We start from the raw sequence: 24073 nt of genomic DNA, 5'->3' as shown, positions 1-24073 counted from the left end.
CGAGGAATCAGGGGCACAACTGCTCCCTTCGGGGGTCGGAAAAGACAGCATGCAGCGCCGATCCACGACCGCCGCAGCGATCCGCCGCGCCGATCGCAGCGCTCGCCTCGCTGTCACGTTCAGCAATCAGTCCGGTGCGAGGTGAATTGCACCGACGCTACGGTGCGGCCCGCGGCCGATCATCCGACGAGTGGCGAAACATTTCGACCAGCAGGTCCTACTCCTGTCGCGCCCGCCCGATCGAGCCGCTGTGGACACTCCCGGTAATGAGGGCCGCGAAAACCCTTGACAGGAAACAGAGCTACGGGAATGAGCGCGAAGTGGGGCAGTCCGATGCCTCGGACTGCCCCACTTCGATGGATGCTTCGGCCAACCCGCAGGTCAGTTGGAGCTACCGGTCAGTCTCACCGGTTCGGCAGGACCGACTCAGAACCCGAGTACGGCCTGTCCCCCGACCACCGGCAGACGCAGCTCGCTGTCATTCGGCGCGACCCGCAACTCGGTGCCGCCGAGCGGCAGCAGGGTGTACTCCTGGTCGCTGGAGAAGACGACCACGCCGATCCGGTGGTCCGCCTGGAAGATGTAGTCCTTCGGCTCCAGGGTCCACCGGTAGTCGTACAGCTTGCCCTGCTTGACCGCCTTGGTGCGGGACGAGTCCTTGCGGTTCTGCGGGTCCATCCAACCCCGGGTCACCACGATCGGCGCGGCGGTCGAGCCGGCCGGGCCGTAGTCGACCAGGTACGCGGTGAGGTTCGCGTCCGGCTTGTTGTCGATCGCCATCCGCAGCCGCATCTCCGGACGTCCGGAGATGCGGACGTTCTGGGTCAGCGCCGGGGAGCGGTAGGCGAGTCGGTTCGGGCTCGCCGTGTCCGGGTTGGCCACCAGGGTGCGCGGGTGGATGGTCCGCCCCTCGTCGACAAAGCTCTGCTCGACCTTGACCTTCGGCGGCTTGGCCGAGGTGAGCGTGCCCGGGTCTATGGCGTCGGTCGCGGCCAGCGTCAGCGCGACCTCATGGGCGTCCGGGTCGGGCCAGTTGGCGTACGTGGTGTACACCCGGTCCTCCCGCTGCAGCACCGCGGTCGGCTCGTCCATGATCCCGTTGCCCACGTTCCACAACCAGTAGTCGAACCAGCGGTTCTCGGTCTGCTTGTAGGTCCAGGTCCGGCCATCGGGCAGGGTCACTGACGCGTTGCTGCCCGGGCCACCGTGCCCACCCTGGTGCAGCCAGATCTTGCGCGGAACGTCACGCTTGGCCAGCTCGTCCCACCAGCCAGCGAAGTGCTCGGTCTTCACGTTCCAGTCGTTGAGACCGTGCACGACGAAGACGCTCGCCTCCACGTCCCGGGCGTCGAGGTAGTCGCGATCCTGCCAGAACTTCGAGTAGTCGCCGGTGACCCGATCCTGCTCCTGGGTGATCCTGGCGATCTCGTCGGCGCAGGGCCCCTCGGCCCGAGCCCGGCCGGCGGTGTACTGGGCCAGGATGTCGGTGTCCTCGCCCTGGTACGTCCCGGGCGCGACGACCAGACCGTTGGCCCGGTAGTAGTCGTACCAACTGCTGATCGCGGAGACCGGCACGATGGTCTTGAGTCCCTTGACCCCGGTGGTGGCCACCTGGTTGGGCAGCGTTCCGTTGTAGGAGACGCCGGTCATGCCGACCGCACCGGTCGTCCAGCCGGCGGTGACCGGTTCGCCGTTCGCGTCGTACCCCTCCGCCCGCCCGTTCAGCCAGTCGATGACCGCCCTGGTGCCGAGCGTCTCCGCCTGGTCGCCGCTGGTCGGGCAGCCGTCCGAGTCGCCGGTGCCGACGCTCTGGCCGAGCACCACCGCGTACCCGCGCGGCACGTAGTAGTCGTCCAGCGAGCCGGGCAGGTTGGCCTTCGCCACCGCACGCTGGGTTTCCACGTCGAGCGTCCGCATACCGGAGCGGCCAGTCGCGCCGTTCTGCGGCAGGTCGTCCACCAGCACACTCGGGTACGGCACGCTGCCCCAGGTGCCCTTGCGATACGGGCTGTGCTCGAAGATGACCGGCACCTTGAGGCCCTGGGTGGCGGTTTCCCGGGGCCGGGAGATGTCGATCGCCACCCGGTCGAGGCGGCCGTCGTGGTCGGTGTCGACGAGGGTCTGTACGTACACCCGCTCCTCGATCGCGTCGGCGAGCGAGAACACCGGTTGGGTCATTCCGTCACTGACCACAATGCCTGGTGGTGTGGTGGCCGCAGGCTGGGCCGCCGCTGGTGCCGGGGCTGCGCTCAGCACCAGTGCGCCGGACAGGCCGACGCCGAGCAGCGCCAGATAGGGGGGTCGACGCACGCGCGTCTCCGTTCGGTCGGGCTGGTGGCCGGAGTCGGCCAGAGATGGACCCCGAAGGTCCATTCGCCCACATGCTAAGTCCGGCCGGCGTTCCCGTCGATGACCTCACGGCGGCGACAAGCGTTCCGTCCACAATGACTTCCTAGAGCGCGATCAGCACCACGACGAGGACGAGCAGGCAGCAGACGGTCTCGATCACCCCTACCTGCACCGGCCGGAGCCGCCGCGCCGGCAGGGTCACCGCCCGGGCCAGGAGCAGCAGGAAGACCGGGGCGAGCAGCATGTCGAGCCAGGCCGCCGCGATCAGAGCGACCACGTGGAAGCCCATGGAGAGGCGGAGGTAGCCGGCATCCCCACGTTCCCGGATCATGGTCTTGACATAGAGGACGGTGCCGACCAGGTACAGCACCAGGGCCAGGAACGCGGGGACGACATCGGCGAGGGGCACCCCGGAGATGGTGGCCACGACGAAGACCAGCAGACAGCTCTGCGCTGCGGAGGCGAGGTCGTTGAGCAGGGCCCGCTCCCGCCGCCGCCAGGCGTACCCGGCGTTGACCGTCAGCAGCACGGCGTAGATCGGGGCGTACCAGAGCACCGTTGGCCGAGCGAGCAGCACGGCCACCGCGAGTGGTGCCGTCACCAGGCCGTAGGCCAGCAGTTGATCGGCGAAGCGGCGCGGTCGACGGGTCTTGATCGCCTGGAAGGCGTAGTACGACAGCAGGTAACCGGCCAGCCAGGCCCCGAGCAGCGGCAGGTGCGGCCAGCGCGGGCCGACCAGCGCGACGCCGACGGCGTACGGCAGCAGGAGCATCGCCCAGGCTCCGTGCTGCGGCGGCACGAAGCGGCGGATCCGGCGACGAGGCTTCACCGGTCGGGCGGTGTTGACGGCGGTGGACATGGCGTCACCTCACCTCGAAGGCGCCACGGGCGCCGCGCTCGGCGTCGACCATGGCGTGGCTGACGAAGGGGTAGTGCCCGGGCGCTGGGAAGACCATTTCCACGAAGCCGCCAGCGGCCGGAGCGAGTGCCAGCACCTGGGCTCCGCCGGGGTCGGTCGGTCGGCTCTCCCAGCGCCCCTCCCGGTAGACAGCGTCGAACTGCGTGCCGACGACATGAAAGGAGCTGTCCCGGTTGGGGCCGGCGTCGAGCAGCCAGACGCGGACCCGTTCGCCGGCGCGAGCGGGTAGCGGTCGGTGGGCGTACTGGGCGGAGTAGCCGTTGAAGACGACGGCGTCGGGGCGCTCCGCCTGCATCTTGGCAAGGTCGCCGGGCTCGCCGTCCGGGCCGAGGTAGAGCTCGGACTGCACGAGGACGTACTCGCGGTCGACGCGGGGCAGGTCGGGCGGGTCGATGATGACCGCGCCGTACATTCCGTTGCCGATGTGGTGCAGCATCGGCATGGTCGAGCAGTGGTACATCCAGATGCCGGCCCGGGTGGCGGTGAAGCGGTAGGTGAGCCGCTGGCCGGGGTCGATCGGGCGCATCACCACGTCCGGGGCGACGGCGCCGGCGTGCAAGTCGATGCCGTGGTCCATGGTGCCCTCGTTGACCAGGGTGATCTCGAAGGTGTCGCCGACCCTGCCGCGCAGCACCGGTCCGGGCACGCTGCCGTCGAAGGTCCACAGCCGCTGCCGTACACCGGGCGCGACCTCCCGCTGGACCTCCCTGATGTGCAGCTCGCGCCGGTGCAGCCGGCCGGGCGGGGTGGCCGGCGCGGCGGCGTCCCGGGCGACGAAGGCCGCGCCGGGGTCGGCCATCGGATCGAGACGCGGTGTCGTCGGGCCGGCCGGCCCGGTCCGGGATCCCGCTGCCACCGCTCCCGTCAGCTTGATCTGCAGCGTCATACCGGCCTGCCGGTGGCCGGGCAGCGAGCACCAGCCCTGGGTTGCCGCTCCGATGACGCCCGCGTCGAGGCGGGCGGTGCCGCCCCGCGCGATCAGCGGCGTCTTCGCCCCGGAGTCGAGGACGAGGTCGTGCCGGCGGTGGTCACGGTTGACGAGCTCGATGACCAGTCGGTCACCCGGTGGCACGTCGATCAAATCGGGGTGGAAGCGCATCCCGTCGGCCACCACGGTGACCGTGGTGGTGTGTCCGGTCGGTGCGACGGCATCCGCGGCGGCCGGGGCTGGCGCGCCGTCGGAGACACGTTGCGCGGCCACCCCGACGAGGACGGCAACGAGGACGAGGGCGAGACCGACGGCGGCCCCGCCGAGTGGGCGGGGAGCACGGGCCTCGGGGTGCGCGGACACGGTTACCTCCTGGTGGTGAGCAGGACCCGGGCGGCCGGCACCAGGAACTGCACCAGCGCGGCGAGGATCAGCAGTGCGGTGGTGATGCGGACGAACGATGGGGTGGGCAGGGCGAAGACCACCAGGGCGGCGTTGGCCATCGCGACGCGTTGCGGGCCGTGCCGCTCCAGGAGGGCGGTGCGACGGCGCAGCGGCCCGGGTCCGCCGCCGAGCACCATGGGCAGCAGGTGGGTCAGCGATCCGATGAGGACCTGCGCGACGAAGCCGACCAGCAGTGGGAGCAGCACGGCGTGGAACTGGTCCGCGGCGGCGGCGGGGTCGGTGGCGGACAGCAGCATCGCGGCGTCCACGGCGAGGGCGACCAGGAGCCAGGTGGCGGCTGCCGCGAGCGACCAGCCCGCGAAGGCGTACGGGGGGCGGACACGCGCGACGGCCAGCGCGGGGCGCAGGGCCGACAGCGCGGCGAGGGTGAACAGGGCCAACCCGGCTGCGGCGACGACCCGCCACCAGGCGAGCACGCCGACGCCGAGCAGGACCAGACCGGTCACCGCCACTGGCAGCGCGACGGTGGCGGCGTGGACCGCCCCGTCGGCCATCCGGGTGCGCAGCACGGTGGGCCAGAGGGTCAGCAGCGTCCCGAGGACGGTCAGCGTCACCCAGCCGAGCAGGTTGACATGCGCGTGGAAGAGCAGCAGCCGGGGGCGGAGCCTGTCGTCGCTTACCAGCATCCAGGCGCCGACCGGCACGCCGGCGAGCAGGGCCATGGCCGCCGCCAGGTAGTAGTGGACCGTGACGGCGAAGCGGGCCGGGAGGGCGCGGCGCAGCCGGCGGGCGAGCCCGACCAGGTGGGCGGCCACCGCGGCGAAGACCAGTGCGGCGCCACCCACGCCCAGCCACGGTCGGTCGACCGTCCCGCCGACGAGGACCGCCAGCACGCCCGCGTTGAGCGTGGCGAGCCGGGCCGCCTCGGCGCGCCGACGATCCGGGGCGGGGGTGCGCAGCACCGCCGCGGCGAAATGGGCGCTCCACACCACGATGGCGTTGCTGACCGCGCCGAGCAGCAGCAGGTGGATGGCCGTCCAGCGCCAGGCCGGGAGGAAGGGATGGGCGAAGGCGAGCACGACGAGCCCGGCCAGGTAGGCCAACGGCAGCGCCGCGACCCGCCCGTGCCAGGCGGCCCGCCCGGTGCCGGCGGCAGCCGGGCCGGTCGGCGCGGCAGGGGTCGACTCGCCGGACGCGGACGCGGGGCCGGTCGAGGCAGAGATGCCGAGCGGGTGGGCCATCACCGCACCGCCGCCACGATCGGCGGGGCGGCCGCCGTCCGGGTCTGCTGCCGGCCGGCGCCGAGCGTCGCGGCGATGACGCAGCCGACGAAGCCGAGCACCGCGAGGACGTTGCCGACGCCGGCCCAGCGCCACACGGACTGCACGTCGAACGCGTCGCCCACCAGGATCCGGGCCGCCAGGGTGGCGTGCAGCAGGGCCAGCGGGGCGTACAGCCAGGGTCGGTAGGGCAGCGGGCGGCGGAGCACCGCAGGCAGGATCACTGGGGCGTGCGCGAAGATCATCGACATGGTGAAGCCCAGGAAGACCAGATGCAGGGTGGCGTCGTAGCGGGCGCCGTCGGTGACGGGGCCGGCGCCGGCCCAGAGCAGGCCGGCCAGCGCCAGCCAGGCGTAACCGGTGAGCAGCCCGGCGGCGACGTAGCGGGGCAGGCCGGCGGCACGCACCGTGTGGCGGGCGACGTCACATACCGCCAGCCAGGCCACCGTCGCGAGCAGGCCGACCCCGAAGAGGTACGCCCCGATGGCCGGCCACAGCGCGGTGGCGGTGGCCCCGGCGATCAGCGCGGCGAGTGCGGCGAGGAACCAGCGGGCACCGTTCCGGGGCAGGGTGACGTGGGCGAGTTCGAGCCGCTCCCCGGCGATGGTGGCCACCACGAAGGCGGTCAGCCAGGGCACGATCTCGGGCACACTGAGGCCGGCGAGCCAGAGCAGGGTGGCGGCGTACCAGCTCAGCGCGCCGGCGGCCTGGGCCAGCAGGGCCGGGCCGGGTTGCCGCCGCCACAGCCGCTGGTAGATCAGCAGCAACAGCACCGAGGCGAGCATGAGCAGCAGGCGGCCGGGCAGGCTCGGCCCGGTCAGCACCAGCGCCAGCCCCCCGGCGCCGGAGCAGGCGGGCGCGAGCAGGGCCCATCGGGTCCCGAGCGCCACCGCGCGTTCCAGGGCCACCAGGGTGCCGACGAAGCCGAGCACCATCAGTGGGCCGTGCACCTGTTCCAGCGGCGCGTGCGGCGCGGGCACCGGCAGGCCGAGCAGGAGCAGTGCGGCGTAGAGGCCGGTCAGCAGGGCGAAACCGCCGGCGGCGAGGACGGGAAGCCGCCAGCGGACGCCGATCGGCCGGGAGCTCATGCCGGCTCGTGCGACGGGAGGGCCAGCCGCACCACGCAGGCGTCGGGCGCGCCGAAGGGTTCCAGGACGGCGCCGGCCGGCGGGGCGCCGGCGTGGTCGAGCACGCCCCGCACCACGCCGACGTGCAGCGCGCAGATCGCGTCGGGGTTGCGGTTGACCAGCTCCAGGAAGGGACAGGTGTGCAGGTGGACCTCGGTCGCCCCGTCGGCCGTCTCGTGCCGACGGGGGTTGAAGCCCAGCCCGCGCAGGACGTCGAGCAGGGTGTCGACCGGGTCTTCGCCGGGCGGGGTGGCGGCGGCGAGGTGGCGTCCCCATCCGTGGCCGGCGCGGGTGGCCTCGGCCCGGACGTCGCCGCGGTCGCGGCGGGACAGGTGGTCGAGCAGGGCGGCGGCGAGCGCCCGGTACGGCGCCGGGGCGGGTGCCTCCGCCACGGCCGCCCGGTAGCGCCAGGCGGGCCGTCCGGGCTGGCCGCCGCTGGCCCGCGCCTTGACCACCAGCCCGGCGTCGACCAGGCGGTCGAGGTGGGTGCGGGCGGTGGAGAGGTGTAGTCCGGTCCGCTCCCCCACCTCCGCGATGGTCATGCCGGCGTCGGCGGCGCGCACCATCTCCAGGATCGAGGCCCGGCTGGCGGTGCCGAGCGCCCGGTGGCGGTGGGAGTCGATCGTCTCGCCGATCGGCCCTGTTCTCTGGGTTTCCACGATAGGTAACGTTACAACGTCGTTCATCCGCAAAACCTTGGAGGGTTCCATGTCCGCCTCACGCTCCACGGCTGACCGCCAGGCTGCGCAGGCCATCGTCCAGCACCACGCCCAGCTCGCGGCCGTCCTCGAACGGCACGTGGGCGACCTGCTGGACACGGCCGACCGCGGCGACGAGGCCCGGGCCATCCGGCACCGGGACGAGCTGGTCGGCTGGCTCCGCGACGAGCTGGTGCCGCACGCGTACGCCGAGGAGGCCGCGCTGTACCCCGCCGCCGGTGACCGGGCCGAGGCCGCACTGCTGGTGCGGGGGATGCTCGACGAGCACCGCGCCATCACCGGTCTGGTCACGGAGCTGGAGGCCACCGACCGGCCGGTGCGCCTCGCCGCCGCCGCGCGCGCCCTCGCCGCGCTCTTCGCCATCCACCTCGCCAAGGAGAACGACCTGGTCGTCCCGCTGCTGGTGGACGCGGCCGACGTCTCGCTGGCGACGTTGCTGGACGGCATGCACGATCTGCTCGGCTCCTCGGAGGTGTCGGTGAAGGGCGGCTGCGGCGGGGGTACCTGCGGTTGCGGGGGCGACCGGGCCCCCGCCGACGCTCCGGCCCCGACGTTGAGCATCGATCCCCGGCTGGACGTCCGGCTGCTGCCGCACGACCTGCGCCACGCACAGGTGCTGGCGGCGCTGGACGCGCTGCCCGCTGGCGGGGCGCTGGTGCTGGTCGCCCCGCACGCGCCCCGGCCGCTGCTGGCCGAGGTCGAGGCCCGCTACGACGGTGGCATGACCGCCGAGTGGCTGCAGGACGGACCGGACGTGTGGCAGGTCCGGCTGTCCCGCGAGCCGGTCACCGTGTGAGCAGTCTGCCGGGCGCCGGGACGGTGGGTCAGGGCCTGCCGTCCCGGCGTACCGGGCCGTCCGGCCCTGCCGGCGGTGCCGACGCCGTACGCACCATGGCCCTCGAGGACCACGCCGGTGAGGAGATGAGCGCTCGTGTGCAACTACTGCGGCTGTCGGGAGTTCCCGCTGATCGGCCGGCTCTCCGCCGAGCACGAGGCGATCGCGAACGCCGCGGGCCGGCTCCGCACCGCGGTGCGGGCCGGCGGTGACGATGCCCTGCCGGCGCTGGACGCCCTGCTCGCCCTGCTGGTGCCGCACACCAGCACCGAGGAGCAGGGACTCTTCGCGGAGTTGCGGGCCGAGGGCAGCCTGGCCGAGGCCGTGGCGAAGCTCTGCGCCGAGCACGACGACATCCACGGCGTGCTCGGTGCCGTCGACCGGACGGCACCGGACTGGCCGGCGGTGCTGGCCGCCCTCGACCGGCTGCACCGGCACATCGACAACGAGGAGCACGGGCTCTTCCCGGCCGCGGTGATCGCGCTGCCAATCCCGGCCTGGGACCGGATCACCCCGACGGCCGGCACGCCCGGGTAGGTCGACCACGACCGACCCGCCGCCCGTCGCCCGTGGGCTCAATGTCGGCGGCGGCGGACACCTCCTTCGGGTCTGGGAGGGAGCCGGGCAGTGAGCCGCACTCATCACTGACGAAGGAGAAGAACTGATGATCCCGGGTCCCCAGCTGGATGAGTGGCTCGCTCGGGCCGCAGCGGCACTCGACCTCGACACGCTGTCGGCCGAAGACACCCGCGCCGTGCTGAACGTCGTCCGAGAGGTGGCACACGGGGTCCAGCGGCCGGCGGCGCCGCTGGCCGCGTACCTCATCGGGGTGGCCGTCGGCCGCGGCGCCGACCCCACCGCCGCCCGCGTCGCAGTCGCCGCGCTGGTTCCGCAGGACGCGCAGGCCCGGGAGGCGCCGTGACGATCGCACCCGGCCGCCCTCGCCACGACCATGCCGCGCGACCGGCCACGGAGTGGGCGGCGGCCCGGATGCTGGCGCAAACGCTGCCGGCGGCGCTGCCGGAGGAGTCGGTGCCGCTCGCGGCCGCGACCGGACGTGCCCTGGCGGCTCCGCTACGTGCGGCGGTTCCGCTGCCCGGTTTCGACAACTCCGCCATGGACGGGTACGCGGTCCGCGGTGACGGTCCGTGGCGGGTCGTCGACCGTATCCTCGCCGGGCGTACCCACACCGCCGCATCCCTGGTCGCGCACACCGCCGTCGAGGTCGCCACCGGCGCTCCCGTGCCGGACGGTGCGGACCGCGTCGTGCCCTACGAGGCCGCCGACCGGACCGGTGACGTTGTGCGTGCGACCCCGGGCGACCGCCGGCACATCCGCCGCGCCGGTGAGTACGCCCAGCCCGGACAGGAACTCGCACCGGCCGGCTCGCGCGTCAGCCCGACGACGGTGGGGCTGGCCGCCAGCGTGGGACTCGACATGCTCACTGTCCGCGCCCGGGCCCGGGTGCGGCTGGTGATCAGCGGAGACGAGCTGGTTCACGCCGGTCTGCCCCGGTGGGGCAGGGTCCGGGACGCCATCGGACCGATGCTCGGCCCGCTCCTGTCGGCCTGGGGAGCGGTTGTGCTGGACTCCCGGATGGTCGGCGACCACCCCGACCGGTTCGCCGAGGCGATCGCGGACAGCGTTGCCGACGCCGACGTGACGATCGTCTGTGGGGCGTCGTCGGTGGGCCCCGCGGACGGACTGCACTCCTCGTTGCGACGCCTCCGCGCCGTGGTGCACGTCGACGGCGTGGCGTGCCGCCCGGGACACCCTCAGGTCCTGGCGCAGGTCGGGCCGAGATGGATCGTCGGGCTGCCGGGCAACCCCTACGCCGCGCTGGTCGCCGCGCTCACTCTGGTCGACCCCCTGCTCGCGGCTCTCGCCGGTCGGTCCCTGGCCGAGCTCGACGCGGCGGTGCTGGCCGGTCCACTGCGTCTGGACGACCGGAACACCCGCATCGTGCCCGTACGACGCCGGGACGGACAGCTGCGGCTCGTCGAGGGCGTCCATCCCGGCTACCTGGGCGCAGCCGCAACCGCCGATGCCTTCGCTGTCGTGTTCCCAGGGTGGCAGCCCGGCGACGGCGTGGGCCTGCTCACCCTGCCATAGCTCCCGCCCGGGCCGGCAGCATCTGGCCGGTCGACGTGTGCCGGGGCGGGACTTCCGGCCCTGCCCGGGCCGGATCGGCGGGTCGCGGCTCAAACCGGTAGAGCGGAATCCGCAAATCCTTGAGGCCGCCCCGGCCTCGGCACCACGATCCGCGCGGTGTTCGCCCTCGTCGGCAAGGTCGCCCCCGCCGACCAGGTAGGTGCGGTCACCGGCCTGGTAGGTGCCGCCGGCGGCCTCGGCGGTTTCGTCCCACCGCTGGTGATGGGCTGGGTGTACGGGTCGCAGGGCTCGTACGCCATCGGCCTGATGCTGCTCTCCGATGTCGCGCTGGCCGCCGCGGTATTCACCGCGGTGAAGATGGGCGGCCTCGCCAGGCGCGTCGCCTGACCGTCGGGCGGAAGACGCTGAGCCACCTCGCCGCAAACGCTCGGAGCCGGACTTCAGCCAGGGGGTGGCGAACGTCGCATCGCGACAGCGGCGAGCGGTGTCACCTACCGCATCACAGCGATGACGACGATCTACACCGAGCCCGGCTCGACGGCGGCCGCCGACATCGCCGCCCAGCTCGCGATCATGAGCCTGCACAACCGAGGAATCCGCGATCAAGCGCTGGCCGTAGGCTGGACGCGGTGCCGGAAGGCGGTGCCTGATGCTTGTGGCAGCGGGTCAAGGTAGGTGTCGCCCGGCTGATCTGAGTAGCCGTAGGGTGCCGGCCCCGGCCAGGTAGGCCACCAATGTGATCGGTGGTATCCCCAGCGGCTCGGGTGTCGACATTCGGACCATGCTGTTGATCAGTAGGCCGAGTACCACAGCCGCGTAACCGCCGGCGACGAGCATGGTGCGGACGGCACTCGACCGGCCCGTCTCCTTCCGTTCGCGGTCCTCGTGGCGCCCGGTGCGTGCCTCGATCGGGCCGAAGATGCCGACGAGTGCCAGCAGAATCACGGTCAGCGTCAGCACCCAGGGCACCCGCCAGGCCCACCAGCTCGCGGTGCCGACGGGAGGGGCGGGCAGCCAGTGCGCCGCAACGAGCGCGCCGGTCAGTAGCAGCACGGCGCTCAGGTGCCACAGAAAGATGGTCAGGACGACGGCGTTCACCGCGACCACCGCCCGCCAGGGACGTTGGCGCCGCAGCCAGCGTTCGGCTGGGCGGTACAGAAGCAGGATCACCCCGAGCTGGAGGGTGGCCAGGGCGAGTAGCGCCAGGCTCGGTGGCGAAGTGTTGTCCAGCCGTTCGCCGGGCACGGTGAGCATGCTGACCGGATAGGGGCCGACGACGCTGAGCAGCAGCAACGCGACCAGACCCACGATCAGTAGGGCTGCCCCGGCTGGCCGGTTCAATGGCAGCCGGTGAGCGAACAGTCCGCTGCGCCCGCTCCGCAGGTCAGCCTTCGCGTCGTCGGTTGCTCCTGCCGCCGTGGTGACTCCGTCGTACCAGGCAAAGCCGATCTGGTGGATGGCCAGCCAGCCGAAGAGGAAGTTGCCACCGGACAATGGACCGGGGCCGAAGAGCCGTCCGAGATCGCCGGCGGCCACCAACACCACCAGCACCAGCGGTACGGCGAACCCGTAGCGACGGTGCAGTGGATGCATGATCGGGGTGAGCCCCACCACGGCGACGTAGGCGGTGAGGAACCACAGCGGGAGGGTGGCGAACGAGACTGCTGTCCTGATTTCGGCCGGATCTACGCCGATCAGGCGCGCCAGCAGACTGCCGGCAGCAAGGATGACGAGCAGCACGGTGGTCGGGCGGATCAGCCGGGTGCTGCGGTCCAACAACCACTCGGTGGCGGTGCCACCGCGTGCCCGGTGGCTGGTCAATGAGGCGGCGTTGGCGAAGCCGCCGACCAGGAAGAAGACCGGGATGACCTGGAAGATCCAGGTGAGCGGTCGGAGCCCGTGCAGTTCGGATAGTGCGGAGTAGCCGGTGAGATGGCCGGGATGGTCGTAGACGATGACAGTGTCGATCCAGTGGCCCAGCACGACCAGGGTGATCGCCAACGCCCGGAGCAGATCGACGTAACGGACCCGCCCGGGCGGCGTCAGCTCGGCGAGTTTTCGCAGGCGACCCATAAGTTGCTCCTGAGCCAAACGGCTGCCGGAAGGAGGTACGCAACCGCAGCAACATCACCCTGACCCTGAGGCCACGCTAGTTCACCGGCGAGCGGCGTGGGGCGGGTTCTCTGCAGCCGTTACCTTTCAGTGCGCTTTAGTGAGCACACGATTGGTAGTCCCGCCTTGCGGTGGGACGGTCCCGGTCTGACCGGCGGATGCCGTGCCGGGTTGACGCTTCACGGCCACCTGCCCGCGTACGCGGGTCTTCTGGTCGGCTCCACGTCCTGCCACCGGGCCACTCCCGGCGGTGTCGAACTGCGCCGCCAGGGCGGCCAGGTTCGCGGCGGCGTTGCGGTCGCGGTCCATGACCAGGCCGCACGTTTCGCAGTGGTATTCACGCTCGGACAGGGCCAGCTTGGCTTTCGCTGCACCACAACCCGAGCAGGTCTTGGATGACGGGTACCAGCGGTCGGCCACGACAAGCCGACCACCGTTCCACTCAGTCTTGTACGCCAGTTGGCGGCGAATCTCGGCGAATCCGGCGTCGGCAATGTGCTTCGCGAGTCGCCGGTTGGCGAGCATGCCGGTCACGTTGAGGTCTTCGATCACGATCGTGGCGTGCTCGGCCGTGAGGCGGGTGGTGAGTTTATGCAGGCCGTCGCGGCGCAGGTTTGCCACTCGGGCGTGAACGCGTGCGAGCCGGTTCGCGGCCCGCTGCCACCGGTTCGACGCGCGCCGTCCGGTGCGCCGGTCCGGGCCGGTCTTACGCGACAGGGCCCGTCCCAGCGTTCGCATCCTGCCGTGCGCCTGCACGAGGTGACGCGGGTTGTCGACCAGCTCGCCGGTGGACAGTACGGCCAGGTGCTTGATGCCGACGTCAACACCGACCACGCTGTCTCGCCGGGCCGATACACGTTCGGCGCGCTCGACCTCCACGGTGAACGAGACGTGCCAGCGTCCGCCGTCACGTCGCACTGTGGCGGACATGATCCGGGCGGTGCCGTTGTCGAGGCGGCGGGCGAGCTTTCGGGCCGACTCGTGCAGCTTCAACCGGCCCAGCCGGGGCAACACCACATGCTTACGGTCGGGTTCAACGCGGATGGTGCCGGTGGTGAACCGCACGCTGGGGGTGGTGCGGCGGCGGGACTTGAACCTCGGGAAACCGGGCGGTCGGCCCTTACGGTTACCCGTGCGGGAGTCGGCCCAGTTCTTCAACCCACGCGCCAGGGCGTCCAGGCCGGTGTTGAACGCCTCCTTCGAGCACTCCCGCCACCATGGGGCGATGTCGTCCTTCGCGGCGTTCCACGCCTTACGTAGAGCGGGCAGCGACCATGACACGCTCTCGGTGAGCCGGTCGTCCGGGATGCCGTAGGTGCGTTCGGCGGCGCGTTGGTCCATCACGGCCTTGACCCGGGCGAGCGCCCAGTTGTGTGCGACGCGAGCTGCCCCGGCATGCGCGCGCACATCGCGTTCCTGCGGCGGGGTGAGGTCGAAGGCGTACCGGTACGCCTGGATCGTCTTCACGCCGGGTCCTCGGTGGCGGCCTCGACCGCCCGGCGGGCACGGTTCGCTGCCGCGCGGGGCCCGTACAGGCGGGCGCACAGCGAGGTCAGGATCTCGGTGACGTCGCGCACGAGGTCGTCGTCGATCTCGGCCGGGTCGACCACCAGCAGCCGGCGGCCCTGCGCGGCGAGGGCAGCTTCGACGTACTCCGCGCCGAAGCGAACACACCGGTCTCGGTGCTCGACCACGATCGTTGACACGGCCGGGTCACGCAGCAGTGCGAGGAACTTCTCGCGGTGCCCGTTGAGTGCGCAGCCAACCTCGGTCACCACCCGGGCGACGGCGAGGTGCTGGCCGGTAGCCCATTCGGTGACCCGGGCAACCTGCCGGTCCAGGTCGGCTTTCTGATCGGCCGATGACACCCGTGCGTACACCACGACCTCACCGGCATCAACTGACGTTGCGCCGGTGACCGGCTCACCCACCATGATCAGCCGACCGAGCCGGTACGTGGGAACGGGCAGAGAGCCGGACTCATAGCGGCGCCGCGCGGTCGCATACGAGATTCCGGTCGCTGCCGCCCATTCCTTCAAATTCACCACGTCACTGTAGCCGCCCTACGAGCACTAAAGCAAACTGAGACGTCAGCAGTTGCCACCCCTTCCTGACAGAACTCACGCACCGTGGTGCACCTGCGGGGTTTCGCCAATCGGACCGCCCCGGCCTTGCCAGGGATTACCGTACGTTAACGTGACCAACTTTCGGGTTACTGCCGTCACGCTCAGCGCCATCCTGGTTCTCCCCGCTGTCTCAGTCGTGCCAGCAACGCGGGCGGCAGCCGCGCCGTACCTGCCATGCCCAGCCGTGAAGCCGCCGGTGCCCCCGCCCGCCAGACCGTCGCCGCCACCGGTCGACCCCGGCCAGGGGGCGGTCGGGGGGCAGGCGCTGGCGACGTCAGGACTGGCCATTCCTGCGGGTGCGCCGATGGCGCCGGCAGTGACGGCCACCTCGTGGCTCGTGGCGGACCTGAACAGCGGTGAGGTCCTGGGCGGGTGCGGCCCCCACGAGCACCGAACACCAGCCAGCGTGCAGAAGCTGCTGCTGGCGGCGGCCCTGATGCCCCGCCTCGATCCGGCTCAGATGGTTGAGGTGACCCGGGCGGATCTGCAGAATCTCGATCCGGCCAGCTCGCTGATGGGAGTGGTCGAGGGTGGCCGGTACTCGATCGAGAGCCTGTGGCTGGGGCTTCTCCTCAAATCGGGAAACGACGCGGCCAACGTGCTGGCTCGCGTCGGCGGCGGCGGTGGACAGGACGGAGTGCAGGCGATGAACGACGAGGCGCGGCGGCTGGGCGCGAACCAGACCCACGCCGCAACGCCCTCGGGCCTGGACGGCCCCGACCAGTACACCAGCGCGTACGACCTCGCGCTGATCGCGCGGGCCACCTTCGCCCGGGAAGACTTTCGGCGATACATGGCAACCACGGTGGCGCAGATACCGGCACAGCCGGGAAACCCGGCATTCGAGATCACCCACGACAACACGCTGCTGGGCCACTACCCCGGAACGCTCGGGGGGAAGACGGGCTTCACCGACCTGGCCCGGCAGACGTACGTCGGCGTGGCTGAACGCGACGGCCGACGGCTCGCGGTGACCTTGCTCGGAGCGGAGACCGCGCCGCTGGGGAGTCTGGGAGAGGCGGCAGCCCTGCTCAACTGGGGCTTCGCACTTCCTCCCGACGCGTCCGTCGGCCGCCTGGTCGCACCCGACGACACGAAGCACGACCATCCCGCGGTCCCCGTCAAAGGCGAGCAACATGGCGGGGCCGGGAAATCGTCATCATTCTCCGTGCCCACCGGCCTCGGCATCGGCGCTGCCCTCGTACTGACCGTCCTGATCCTGGCGACCCCGTGGCGGCGCAAGGATGCGCGGCGAGGAGCCAGCCAACGGTAGGGAGCCCACTCCCCACATCCGCGCGTGTCCCGGGATCTGACCGGCCTGGTCCGGGTGCTCGCTCCGGTGGCCACCTCGGTGGTCGTGCGCGACTTCAGCTTCGTACCGACCCGGCCGGGCCGGTACGTGCTCGACAGACCTTTGACGGCAAATGCCGCGGGTCCGGCGGGGTGGGTTGTGCCGCAGCGACTGGCACGGTTGGCAGGGACACGATCCGGACATCCGCCCGCCACACGTCCCCGGCCACGAGTACGCCGGCGTCGTCACGGCGGTCGGCGCTGGCGTACGCGGCTGGCGGCCCGGCGACCGGGTCACCGCGCCCTTCGTCTGCGCCTGTGGGCAGTGCCCGGCTGCCGTTTCGCCACGGCGTTCCGGGCCGTGGTCAGCCAGGGGCGGGTCGCCGCGGGCGAGTGGGTGGCGGTGCACGGCTGCGGCGGCGGAGGCCTCTCCGCGGTGATGATCGCTGTCGCGTGCGGCGCGCAGGTCGTGGCCATCGACGTCGCCCCCGGCGCACTCGAGCTGGCCAGAAGCTGCGGGGCCACGATCTGTCTGGACGGCAGAGCCCTCACCGGACCCGGCGCGGTGGCCGCCGCCGTTCGGGAGGCAACCGGCGGCGGCGCCCACCTGTCGCTCGACGCGTTGGGCAGTCACGCCACCTGCACCGCCTCGATCGAAGGCCTGCGACGGCGCGGACGGTGGGCGTACCGGGTTCGAACCAGTGACCTCTTCGGTGTGAAGCAGGACGCTGCACCGACTCTGACCTGCAGGAAAGGCAAGCCCGCAGGTCAGGGCAGCGTGGAGTAAGAGGGCTCCGGCCCAGCGGAATCCGCTGGGCCGGAGCTTTTGTGCCGTTGACGGGCCGTGGATCAGCTCGTCGCCACCGATCCGGTGACCTTGCTGTCCCGCAGGGTGGCGCCGATGGCGTTCACCGAGCCGTTGACATTGCTCTCCACGATCGACACCACGGAAGCGCCGGTCGCGGTGACCGAGCCGTTGAGGGTCGAGTTGAAGGCGATCAGGCCGGCACCCGGAGCGACCTTGGTCGCACCGTTGACGGTCACGCCGTCGAGGCAGGTGATGCCGGAATTGACGTCCAGGCCACCGTTCACGCGGTTGCTGATGACCGTGGTGCAGGCCGGGTAGCTGGGCTGGGTCTGCACGTTCAGCTCACCGAAGGCCACGGCCCGCGCGTTGTTCGTACGCGGGTCGTCCAGCTTGAGGACGTCGAAGCCCTTCTGGATGTCGTTCGAGTAGATGTACCCGTTGTGGTAGTAGGTCGACCAAGCCCCACCCAGGATGTTGCGGGTGGTCGAGAGCGGGCCCCGCTCCCAGTAGGCGATCTCGACCGGGTTGGCCGAGTCGGTGAAGTCCCAGACCGAGACGCCGCCCTGGTACCACGCCTGGACCATGATGTCGCGGCCCATCGCCGGGATCAGCGACCCGTTGTGGGCCACGCAGTTCTCGCGGGTGGTGTTCAGCCGCGGGATCTTGAAGTAGCTCTTGAAGACCAGTTGGCGGTTGGCACCGGAGCCGACGATGTCGTAGATCGCGTCCGCGCCCTGGTTCGCCCGGTAGCTGCTGGTGCAGATCGCGCTGCTACCGCCGCCAAGCTCGTCGGTGAAGACCACCTTGGTGCCGGCGTTGTTGAACGTGGCCGAGTGCCAGAACGCGAAGTTCGTGTCCCGGACCTGGCTGAGGATCACCGGGTTCTCCCGGTCGGAGATGTCGAACAGGACGCCGTCACCCATGCAGGCGCCGGCGGCCAGGTCCAGCTCCGGGTAGACGGTGATGTCGTGGCAGCCGCTGGTGGAGTTCGCGCCGGTGGTTCCCGGGAAGAGGACCGGGGTGGCCACCACGGAGGCGCTGGTCGGGTTGTCCAGCGGTACCTTGATGATCGAGATCTTGTCGTGCGGCGGCTTGCAGTAGAACCCGCTGCCGTTCGCGGGAGGACCGTACGACTGGACGTAGATGTAGGCGGTCTTCCCGTCCTTGCTCGGCACCAGCGTCTGGGTGTGCGAGCCGCAGTCGGTCCGGACCGACTTGATGTACTGCGGGTTCGCCTTGTCGCTGATATCGAAGATCCGGACGCCCTCCCAGGAGGTCGCCTGGGTCACGGATCCGACCGCGCTGCTGCACGAGTCGTTGGTCCGCGACTGGTCGACCGCGAAGAACAGCAGGTTGCCGATGACCGACGGGTCGCCCTGCGAGCCGGGGCAGACCACCTGGCTGACCACCTGGGGCGAGCTCGGGTTGCTGATGTCGTAGACGTTGAAGCCCTCGTAGTTGCCAGCGAAGGCGTACTTGCCCTGGAAGGCCAGGTCCGAGTTGTACGCGCCCTCGGCGGCGAACCCGCCGAACTTCGGGATGTTGGAGATCAGTTCGATGTTGGGGCTGCTGGAGATCTCGTCGACACCCGGAATGGTGTACGTGGCGGCCACCTCGTTGGCCGCCTCCTCAGCGATGCAGTACTCGGCGAAGTTGTCTCCGGCAGCCCGGAACGACTCGCAGACGTCTACACCTTCCGCCGATTCGGTGGCGCCGCTCGCGGGCGCCGCCACGACGGCCGTGAGGAGAAGGGCACCTGTGGCGGCCAGGCTGATAGCCAGCCCTCGGCTCCCTCGTGGGGTTGATTCGGACATGTAGTGACACCCTTCGTCATGGGTGAGCAGGGTAGCGGCACGATAACCTGGCCCCGACCCGGAAATTGTGATGCAGACCACAGTCGGCGCCGGATTACGATCTCGGTTCGGCAACACGAGCGGCGGTGCGACGGCACGAATTGCCGCAGGTGGGGCCAATGACACCTTTCACTGCTCACGAAACTCCCGTCGCAGGTCAGGCCCGCGCTACCATCCCGGCCAACCTTCGGCGGACGGCGGGAGTCAGGTTGTGCTAGGTGTACGGATCCGGGCGTTTTTCGGGCGCTCGCGGGCGTTTGTGCTGATCGAGCTGGCCGTGCTCGCCCTGCTGGCCGTTGGGGCCGCGGCGGCCCTCTGGTTGCCCGAGGACGACCCAAAACCGGCGACGAAGGCGAGCCCGCCGGAATCGCTCGCCCTGCCCGGCCTGCCGGACGCCACCGCACCGGTGCTGATGCCGGGGCGTCCCGGCGAGCCGGCGAAGACCGCCCCGGCGAACGAGGTGTCGCCCTTGCCGCGCCCGTCACACAACAACGCCGACGTCCGGTTCGTCACGATGATGATTCCGCACCACGAGCAGGCGCTCGTGATGGCGAGGCTGGTGGCGGACCGGGGAGAGAACCCGCAACTCAAGATCATCGCCGACCGGATCCTGGCGGCCCAGGAACCGGAGATCAAGACGCTGGAAACCTGGCTGACGGACCGGGGCCTGGACCGGAAATCTGGTGGCCGCCACCAGCACAGCATGGCCGGCATGCAGTCGACGGAGGCACTGAATCTTCTCACCGCCGCCCGAGGCGCCGAGTTCGACCGAATGTTCGTCACCATGATGATCGAACATCATCAAGGCGCAGTCGACATGGCGGGCGAGGTGCTGGGGCTCGGCACCGATGGCATCATCAACGAGATGGCCAGCAGCGTCACCGTGGAGCAGGGGGCCGAGATCAACCGGATGCGTGAGGCGCTAGCCACCGCGAAGTAGTCCCTGGATCGCAGGTAGTGGATACGACCCACGGGCGCTGCCCCCAAATTGCTCCCAAAGTAAGGGGCAGGAACGGCGAGGCCAGTTACCGGCTACTCCGGCAACGGGCCTTTTACCTGCATATACGTACAGTGGACCATACTTGAGGGGCTGCTCGACCGGTTGGCGTATGACAGGGCTGCCGCCTGCCACTGCTCGTCGAGTGGCCGGCGTGCCCTGGGTGCTGGAGGCCCAGACCCACCTGGCGGGCTGCTACGCCGGGCACGGCTTCACCGTCAGCGGCGCCGAGTACGTCGAGGACGGCAGCCCGCACACCCCCGATTCGCCGGATCAGCCCACGCGTGTAACGGTCTGGACATTGATTGCGCTGATCCCTCCAGTGAGATCATTTCGGAGGGACTCAACTGTGAAATTGACGGGGATCCGCTGGAGCCGCCGGACGGCCGGCATCGGGGCCGCGCTGGTGGCCACCGCCGTGGCCGGAACGGTCAGCCTGGTCGCGGTGGGCTTCGGCGAGGACGGGACCGAATGGGCCGCCGCAGACGCGCCGGTCACCACGGCGCTGCACACCGTGGACTTTCCGGCCGCCAACGACCGCGAAATGACCATCCCGCAGCGGGACACCGACCACTTCGCCATGGTCGGGGTGACCTGGGCGAACCCGAAGATCGATTTCAAGGGCGCCATCTCCGTCCGTACCCGGGCGGTCGATGGCGGCTGGTCGGACTGGCTGCCGCTGGATCTGGACAACCACTTCGGACCGGAGCCCGGCGCGGAGGCGACCTCCGGAAAGGCGCGCGGCGGCACGGACCCGCTCTGGGTCGGTCCCTCCGACGGGGTCGAGGTACGCGCCAAGGCCGCCGGCGGCCGCAGCAGCGACCGGCTCCCCGCCGGACTGCGCCTGGAACTGGTCGATCCGGGCCAGCCGAAGCGCCACAAGGCCGGCGCGGCCGGCGCCGGGCAGGTCCGCCCTGGGCACCTCCAGCCGGTCGCCGAGGTGCAGGCCCTGGAACCCACCCCCACCGACCCGACGCCGACCGACACCACGACGACCGAGCCGGCACCGACCGACAGCACCACCACGACGGCGCCGGCCGAGACCACCGCCCCGACACCGACCGAAACCACCGCCCCGGCACCGGCCGAGACCACCGCGCCCGCGCCCACCACCACCTCGGCGCCCGCGCCCACGACCAGCTCCCCCAGCGCGTCGCCCAGCCCCACCACGGCCCCGAACCCGATCCTCACGCCGAAGGTGGTCACCCGCGCCGGGTGGAAGGCCGACGAGTCGATCGTGCTCTACCCGCCGACGTACGGGACCACGGTCAAGGCGTTCTTCGTGCACCACACGGCCGGCACCAACAGCTACAGCTGCGCCGACTCGGCGGCCATCGTCCGGGGCATCGAGGTCTACCACGTCAAGAGCAACGGCTGGAACGACATCGGCTACAACTTCCTCGTCGACAAGTGCGGCGTGGTCTTCGAGGGCCGCAAGGGCGGCATCGACAAGCCGGTAACCGGGGCGCACACCTACGGCTTCAACACCGACACCGCCGCAATCGCCGTACTCGGGACGTACATCACCTCCGGCGCGCCCACCGTCGTCCAGGACGCCATCGCGCACGTCGCGGCGTCCAAGCTCGGCCAGTACGGGAACGACCCGTACGGCAGGGTCACCCTGGTGTCCGGGGTCGACGGCAAGTACGACCTCGGCGAGTCCGTGGTGATGAACCGCATCTCCGGTCACCGGGACGCGGTGGCCACGGAGTGCCCGGGCGACTCGCTCTACGCCCAGCTGAGCGGGATCCGGACCAAGGCGGCCATGATGTCTGGCCTGGCACTCACCGGCCTCACCGGCCGCAAGTCCGGCACCACCTACCACACCCGGGGCTCGTTCACCGCCTCCTGGTCGGTGGGCACGCCGAGTGCCCTCATCAACAGCTTCGAGGTACTGGTGGATGGGAAGGTGGTGGTCACCACGGCGGGCACCGCCCGCTCGGCCAGGGTCACGGTGACGCCCGGCGCACACACCCTGCAGATCCGCGGCGTGCACCGGCTGGGGTGGACCGCCACCACCACCGCGCAGGCCGTCGTCGGCGACACCACCCTGCCGACCTTCAAGGCGGAGAGGGGGACGCGCTGACCGACGCGTGGGCGGCGCTGGTGGCCGCCACGCGCCGACGGCGAGCGGCGTCCTCGTCGGGCGGGCTACTTCGTCGCCGAGTACTGACGTATCCCGCGGACTGGAGCCGGCGTCTCCGCGACCAGCGGGCGGACGCCGGCTCCCGTGCCGGCGGTGTCGTACTGGTTGATGGCGTACCAGGCGAGGCCCTGGTCCTGCTGGTACAGCTTGAGTATGGCGCGGTGCCGATCCCGTAGTCCTTGGGGCGGCCCCGTCGACGCTGACCTTCTTGAGGTAGCCGCACCGGCACCTCTCGCACACCTGGTATTCGGACCTTCCCCGATCGGTACCAGGTGCCGGCGCAGGGTCAGCCGCTGGAACCCGGCAGGCGCGCGGGGCTGATGGCCATTCGATGTGCCGAGGTAGAACGCCGTGTCAGGGTCGTGTCAGGCGGGTGACAGGCCGGGCGCCCATGGTGGTTGCATGACAAGTCCAGCGATTGCAGTCTCAGGACTGCGCAAGGCCTACAAGGACAAGGTCGTGCTCGACGGCATCGATCTGGATGTCCGTGCGGGCACGGTCTTCTCCCTCCTCGGCCCGAACGGGGCGGGTAAGACGACGACGGTGAACGTGCTGACCACGTTGGTGAAAGCCGACGGTGGGACGGTACGCGTCGCCGGACATGATGTCGCGACCCAGGCCAAGGCGGTGCGCGCGGCGATCGGGGTCACCGGTCAGTTCGCGGCGGTGGACGAGTTGCTGACCGGGCGGGAGAACCTGCAGCTGATGGTGGACCTGAGCCGGGTGCCTGCCAAAGGCTGCCGACATCGACGGCGTGCTACTGCGCAGCCTGCCCGTCCACTGACCACCGCCGAGATCGCTCGCATCCGCGACTCCTACCCCGCCGGACTCTCACCGCAGCGGGCGTCCCAGCCGCTGCGGCTCGAACGCCGCGTCAGCCGCCTCGACGGCAGAGCCCGGCTTCGCGGCGCACCGGGCGACGCCGTGAAGACAGCCAGGCCCCCGCGGACGATGGCGCCGCGGAGGACGACGATCAGGTTCTCGCGGGCCACGGCCCAGTCATCGTTGGGCGTCTACCGTCACCAATAGCGTTCGCCGCACCAACTGCGACCGGCGCTCCTGAGTGGTGCCGTTGCCGTGGACGGGTTCTTCGACGCTGAGGGCTGGCCCCTCAGTCGACCACCCAGTGACGACAAGAGAGCACGCCCATCGATCGGGTGCGCCTTCTGAGCTGTGTCGGGACGGCCGGATTCGAACCGACGATCCCCTGACCCCCCGGCAACGACACACCCCGGGTAGAGGTCGGCCGGCGCCCGTCAGTACCGGCGGGGCGGCAGAACAGGAATAATCCCGCGGCATGCGGAGGCGATTCGCCACGGTCGGACGGTGGTACGGGGAGCACAGGCGGGTCGTCCGCCGTACGCTCCTCGCGATGGTCGTCGGTGCGGTGCTGGTGAGCGGCGGCACAGTGGCCAGCGTGGCGTGGATCCGCGGTGGCGCGGATGGCCACATCTACAGCGAGGCCGGCGTGCCGGACGCGCCGGTCGCCCTGGTCCTGGGCACCAAGGTGGGCGCGGACGGCACGCCATCACCGTTCCTCGCCGCCCGGCTGGAGATCGCGCAGCGGCTGTTCGACGGCGGCAAGGTTCGGGCGATCCTGGTGTCCGGCGACAACATGAACGCCGACTACAACGAGCCCGACGCGATGCTGCGCTGGCTGGTCGACCGGGGCGTGCCGGCACAGAAGGTGGTGCTGGACCATGCCGGCTTCGACACGTACGACTCGTGCGCTCGGGCGAAGCGGATCTTCGGGGTGACGCGCGCGACCGTGGTGACCCAGTCCTTCCACCTGCCCCGGGCTGTGGCGCTGTGCCGGCGCCTCGGCATCGACGCCAACGGCGTGGGCGACGAGACCGCCAAGCGGTACGCCCGGCAGTGGTGGATCAGCTCCACCCGCGAGCACGGCGCCTGCGTGAAGGCGGCGCTGGACCTGCTCACCGGCCGGGACCCGGTCCATCTCGGCCGCCGCGAGACCGGCATCGACGACGCCCTCCGGGACGGCTGACGACGGCCGACACCGGCAGCCGGGCGCGACGGGAGTCGAGATCGGGACACCCCTTCCTCTGG

Annotated in this window: 22 protein-coding genes and 2 pseudogenes; 14 read left to right on the top strand and 10 right to left on the bottom strand. The window is 71.0% G+C overall.

The window, feature by feature from the left end; genetic code table 11:
* Positions 1 to 426 precede the first annotated feature (426 nt).
* The 6 genes from ABZ807_RS27315 to ABZ807_RS27290 all read right to left on the bottom strand — a co-directional run bounded on the left by ABZ807_RS27315 (position 427) and on the right by ABZ807_RS27290 (position 7694).
* Positions 427 to 2310, bottom strand: a complete 1884-nt coding sequence (locus ABZ807_RS27315; protein ID WP_357163845.1) for a Xaa-Pro dipeptidyl-peptidase — start codon at positions 2308 to 2310, stop codon at positions 427 to 429.
* Positions 2311 to 2452: 142 nt separating this feature from the next.
* Positions 2453 to 3208, bottom strand: a complete 756-nt coding sequence (locus tag ABZ807_RS27310) for a YwiC-like family protein (RefSeq protein WP_357163842.1) — start codon at positions 3206 to 3208, stop codon at positions 2453 to 2455.
* A 4-nt stretch (positions 3209 to 3212) separates the two neighbouring features.
* On the bottom strand, positions 3213 to 4559 hold the full coding sequence (locus tag ABZ807_RS27305) for a multicopper oxidase domain-containing protein (RefSeq protein ID WP_357163839.1): 1347 nt from the start codon (positions 4557 to 4559) through the stop codon (positions 3213 to 3215).
* Between the two features lie 2 nt (positions 4560 to 4561).
* On the bottom strand, positions 4562 to 5842 hold the full coding sequence (locus tag ABZ807_RS27300; RefSeq protein WP_357163836.1) for a hypothetical protein: 1281 nt from the start codon (positions 5840 to 5842) through the stop codon (positions 4562 to 4564).
* The gene (locus ABZ807_RS27295) at positions 5842 to 6969 is read right to left on the bottom strand and encodes a hypothetical protein (protein ID WP_357163833.1); all 1128 of its coding nucleotides are present in this window, start codon (positions 6967 to 6969) and stop codon (positions 5842 to 5844) included. The genes ABZ807_RS27300 and ABZ807_RS27295 overlap by 1 nt, the downstream gene beginning before the upstream one ends.
* Positions 6966 to 7694 carry a helix-turn-helix domain-containing protein gene (locus tag ABZ807_RS27290; protein WP_357163830.1) on the bottom strand — a complete coding sequence of 243 codons (729 nt, stop codon included), beginning with the start codon at positions 7692 to 7694 and terminating at the stop codon, positions 6966 to 6968. Before ABZ807_RS27290 ends, ABZ807_RS27295 begins: the two co-directional genes overlap by 4 nt.
* 22 nt (positions 7695 to 7716) lie before the next feature.
* On the opposite strand from ABZ807_RS27290, the gene ABZ807_RS27285 reads away from it, so the two are divergent.
* The 6 genes and pseudogenes from ABZ807_RS27285 (at position 7717) to ABZ807_RS27260 (ending at position 11349) form a co-directional block, all read left to right on the top strand.
* Entirely contained in the window at positions 7717 to 8523 is an 807-nt protein-coding gene (locus tag ABZ807_RS27285) for a DUF2249 domain-containing protein (protein WP_357163827.1), read from the top strand.
* A 135-nt stretch (positions 8524 to 8658) separates the two neighbouring features.
* Positions 8659 to 9099 carry a hemerythrin domain-containing protein gene (locus ABZ807_RS27280; RefSeq protein ID WP_357163824.1) on the top strand — a complete coding sequence of 147 codons (441 nt, stop codon included), beginning with the start codon at positions 8659 to 8661 and terminating at the stop codon, positions 9097 to 9099.
* Positions 9100 to 9226: 127 nt separating this feature from the next.
* Positions 9227 to 9484 (top strand): DUF6457 domain-containing protein, encoded by a 258-nt coding sequence (locus tag ABZ807_RS27275; RefSeq protein ID WP_357163821.1) that lies wholly within the window; start codon positions 9227 to 9229, stop codon positions 9482 to 9484.
* Complete coding sequence (locus ABZ807_RS27270; protein ID WP_357163818.1) at positions 9481 to 10674, top strand: molybdopterin molybdotransferase MoeA; 1194 nt, start codon at positions 9481 to 9483, stop codon at positions 10672 to 10674. The genes ABZ807_RS27275 and ABZ807_RS27270 overlap by 4 nt, the downstream gene beginning before the upstream one ends.
* Positions 10675 to 10830: 156 nt before the next feature.
* Positions 10831 to 11061, top strand: a pseudogene (locus ABZ807_RS27265) (MFS transporter); the annotation flags it as partial.
* Between the two features lie 120 nt (positions 11062 to 11181).
* Entirely contained in the window at positions 11182 to 11349 is a 168-nt protein-coding gene (locus tag ABZ807_RS27260; RefSeq protein WP_357163815.1) for a hypothetical protein, read from the top strand.
* Here the strand turns inward: ABZ807_RS27260 and ABZ807_RS27255 are convergent.
* The 3 genes from ABZ807_RS27255 to ABZ807_RS27245 form a co-directional block, all read right to left on the bottom strand.
* Positions 11341 to 12747, bottom strand: coding sequence for an acyltransferase (locus ABZ807_RS27255; protein WP_357163813.1), 1407 nt, complete (start codon positions 12745 to 12747; stop codon positions 11341 to 11343). The genes ABZ807_RS27260 and ABZ807_RS27255 overlap by 9 nt on opposite strands.
* Positions 12748 to 12873: 126 nt before the next feature.
* Positions 12874 to 14253, bottom strand: a complete 1380-nt coding sequence (gene tnpB, locus ABZ807_RS27250; RefSeq protein ID WP_357163810.1) for an IS607 family element RNA-guided endonuclease TnpB — start codon at positions 14251 to 14253, stop codon at positions 12874 to 12876.
* Positions 14250 to 14831, bottom strand: coding sequence for an IS607 family transposase (locus ABZ807_RS27245; protein ID WP_357163807.1), 582 nt, complete (start codon positions 14829 to 14831; stop codon positions 14250 to 14252). Before ABZ807_RS27245 ends, tnpB begins: the two co-directional genes overlap by 4 nt.
* Positions 14832 to 14982: 151 nt before the next feature.
* Here ABZ807_RS27245 and ABZ807_RS27240 point away from each other — a divergent pair, with 151 nt between their 5' ends.
* From ABZ807_RS27240 to ABZ807_RS27230, 3 genes are all read left to right on the top strand, one after another.
* Entirely contained in the window at positions 14983 to 16185 is a 1203-nt protein-coding gene (locus ABZ807_RS27240; RefSeq protein WP_357163804.1) for a serine hydrolase, read from the top strand.
* A 151-nt stretch (positions 16186 to 16336) separates the two neighbouring features.
* Complete coding sequence (locus tag ABZ807_RS27235) at positions 16337 to 16642, top strand: alcohol dehydrogenase catalytic domain-containing protein (protein ID WP_357163801.1); 306 nt, start codon at positions 16337 to 16339, stop codon at positions 16640 to 16642.
* Complete coding sequence (locus ABZ807_RS27230; RefSeq protein WP_357163798.1) at positions 16528 to 16989, top strand: zinc-binding dehydrogenase; 462 nt, start codon at positions 16528 to 16530, stop codon at positions 16987 to 16989. The genes ABZ807_RS27235 and ABZ807_RS27230 overlap by 115 nt, the downstream gene beginning before the upstream one ends.
* A gap of 62 nt (positions 16990 to 17051) precedes the next feature.
* Here the strand turns inward: ABZ807_RS27230 and ABZ807_RS27225 are convergent, their stop codons facing one another.
* Positions 17052 to 18824, bottom strand: coding sequence for a hypothetical protein (locus ABZ807_RS27225; protein WP_357163795.1), 1773 nt, complete (start codon positions 18822 to 18824; stop codon positions 17052 to 17054).
* A 298-nt stretch (positions 18825 to 19122) separates the two neighbouring features.
* Between ABZ807_RS27225 and ABZ807_RS27220 the strand changes: the two genes are divergently transcribed.
* From ABZ807_RS27220 to ABZ807_RS27200, 5 genes and pseudogenes are all read left to right on the top strand, one after another.
* Complete coding sequence (locus ABZ807_RS27220) at positions 19123 to 19803, top strand: DUF305 domain-containing protein (protein ID WP_357163792.1); 681 nt, start codon at positions 19123 to 19125, stop codon at positions 19801 to 19803.
* A 214-nt stretch (positions 19804 to 20017) separates the two neighbouring features.
* Positions 20018 to 20122: pseudogene (locus tag ABZ807_RS27215) on the top strand (GNAT family N-acetyltransferase); the annotation flags it as partial.
* Between the two features lie 87 nt (positions 20123 to 20209).
* The gene (locus ABZ807_RS27210; RefSeq protein ID WP_357163851.1) at positions 20210 to 21946 is read left to right on the top strand and encodes an N-acetylmuramoyl-L-alanine amidase; all 1737 of its coding nucleotides are present in this window, start codon (positions 20210 to 20212) and stop codon (positions 21944 to 21946) included.
* 462 nt (positions 21947 to 22408) lie between these two features.
* Positions 22409 to 23035 carry an ATP-binding cassette domain-containing protein gene (locus ABZ807_RS27205; RefSeq protein ID WP_357163789.1) on the top strand — a complete coding sequence of 209 codons (627 nt, stop codon included), beginning with the start codon at positions 22409 to 22411 and terminating at the stop codon, positions 23033 to 23035.
* Between the two features lie 343 nt (positions 23036 to 23378).
* Entirely contained in the window at positions 23379 to 24011 is a 633-nt protein-coding gene (locus ABZ807_RS27200) for an ElyC/SanA/YdcF family protein (protein ID WP_357163786.1), read from the top strand.
* Positions 24012 to 24073 lie beyond the last annotated feature (62 nt).

This window comes from Micromonospora sp. NPDC047548 (assembly GCF_040642975.1).
Classification (GTDB): Bacteria; Actinomycetota; Actinomycetes; order Mycobacteriales; family Micromonosporaceae; genus Micromonospora.
The sequence above is the reverse complement of the archived record's forward strand: the minus strand, read 5'-3'. Positions and strand labels throughout refer to the sequence as shown.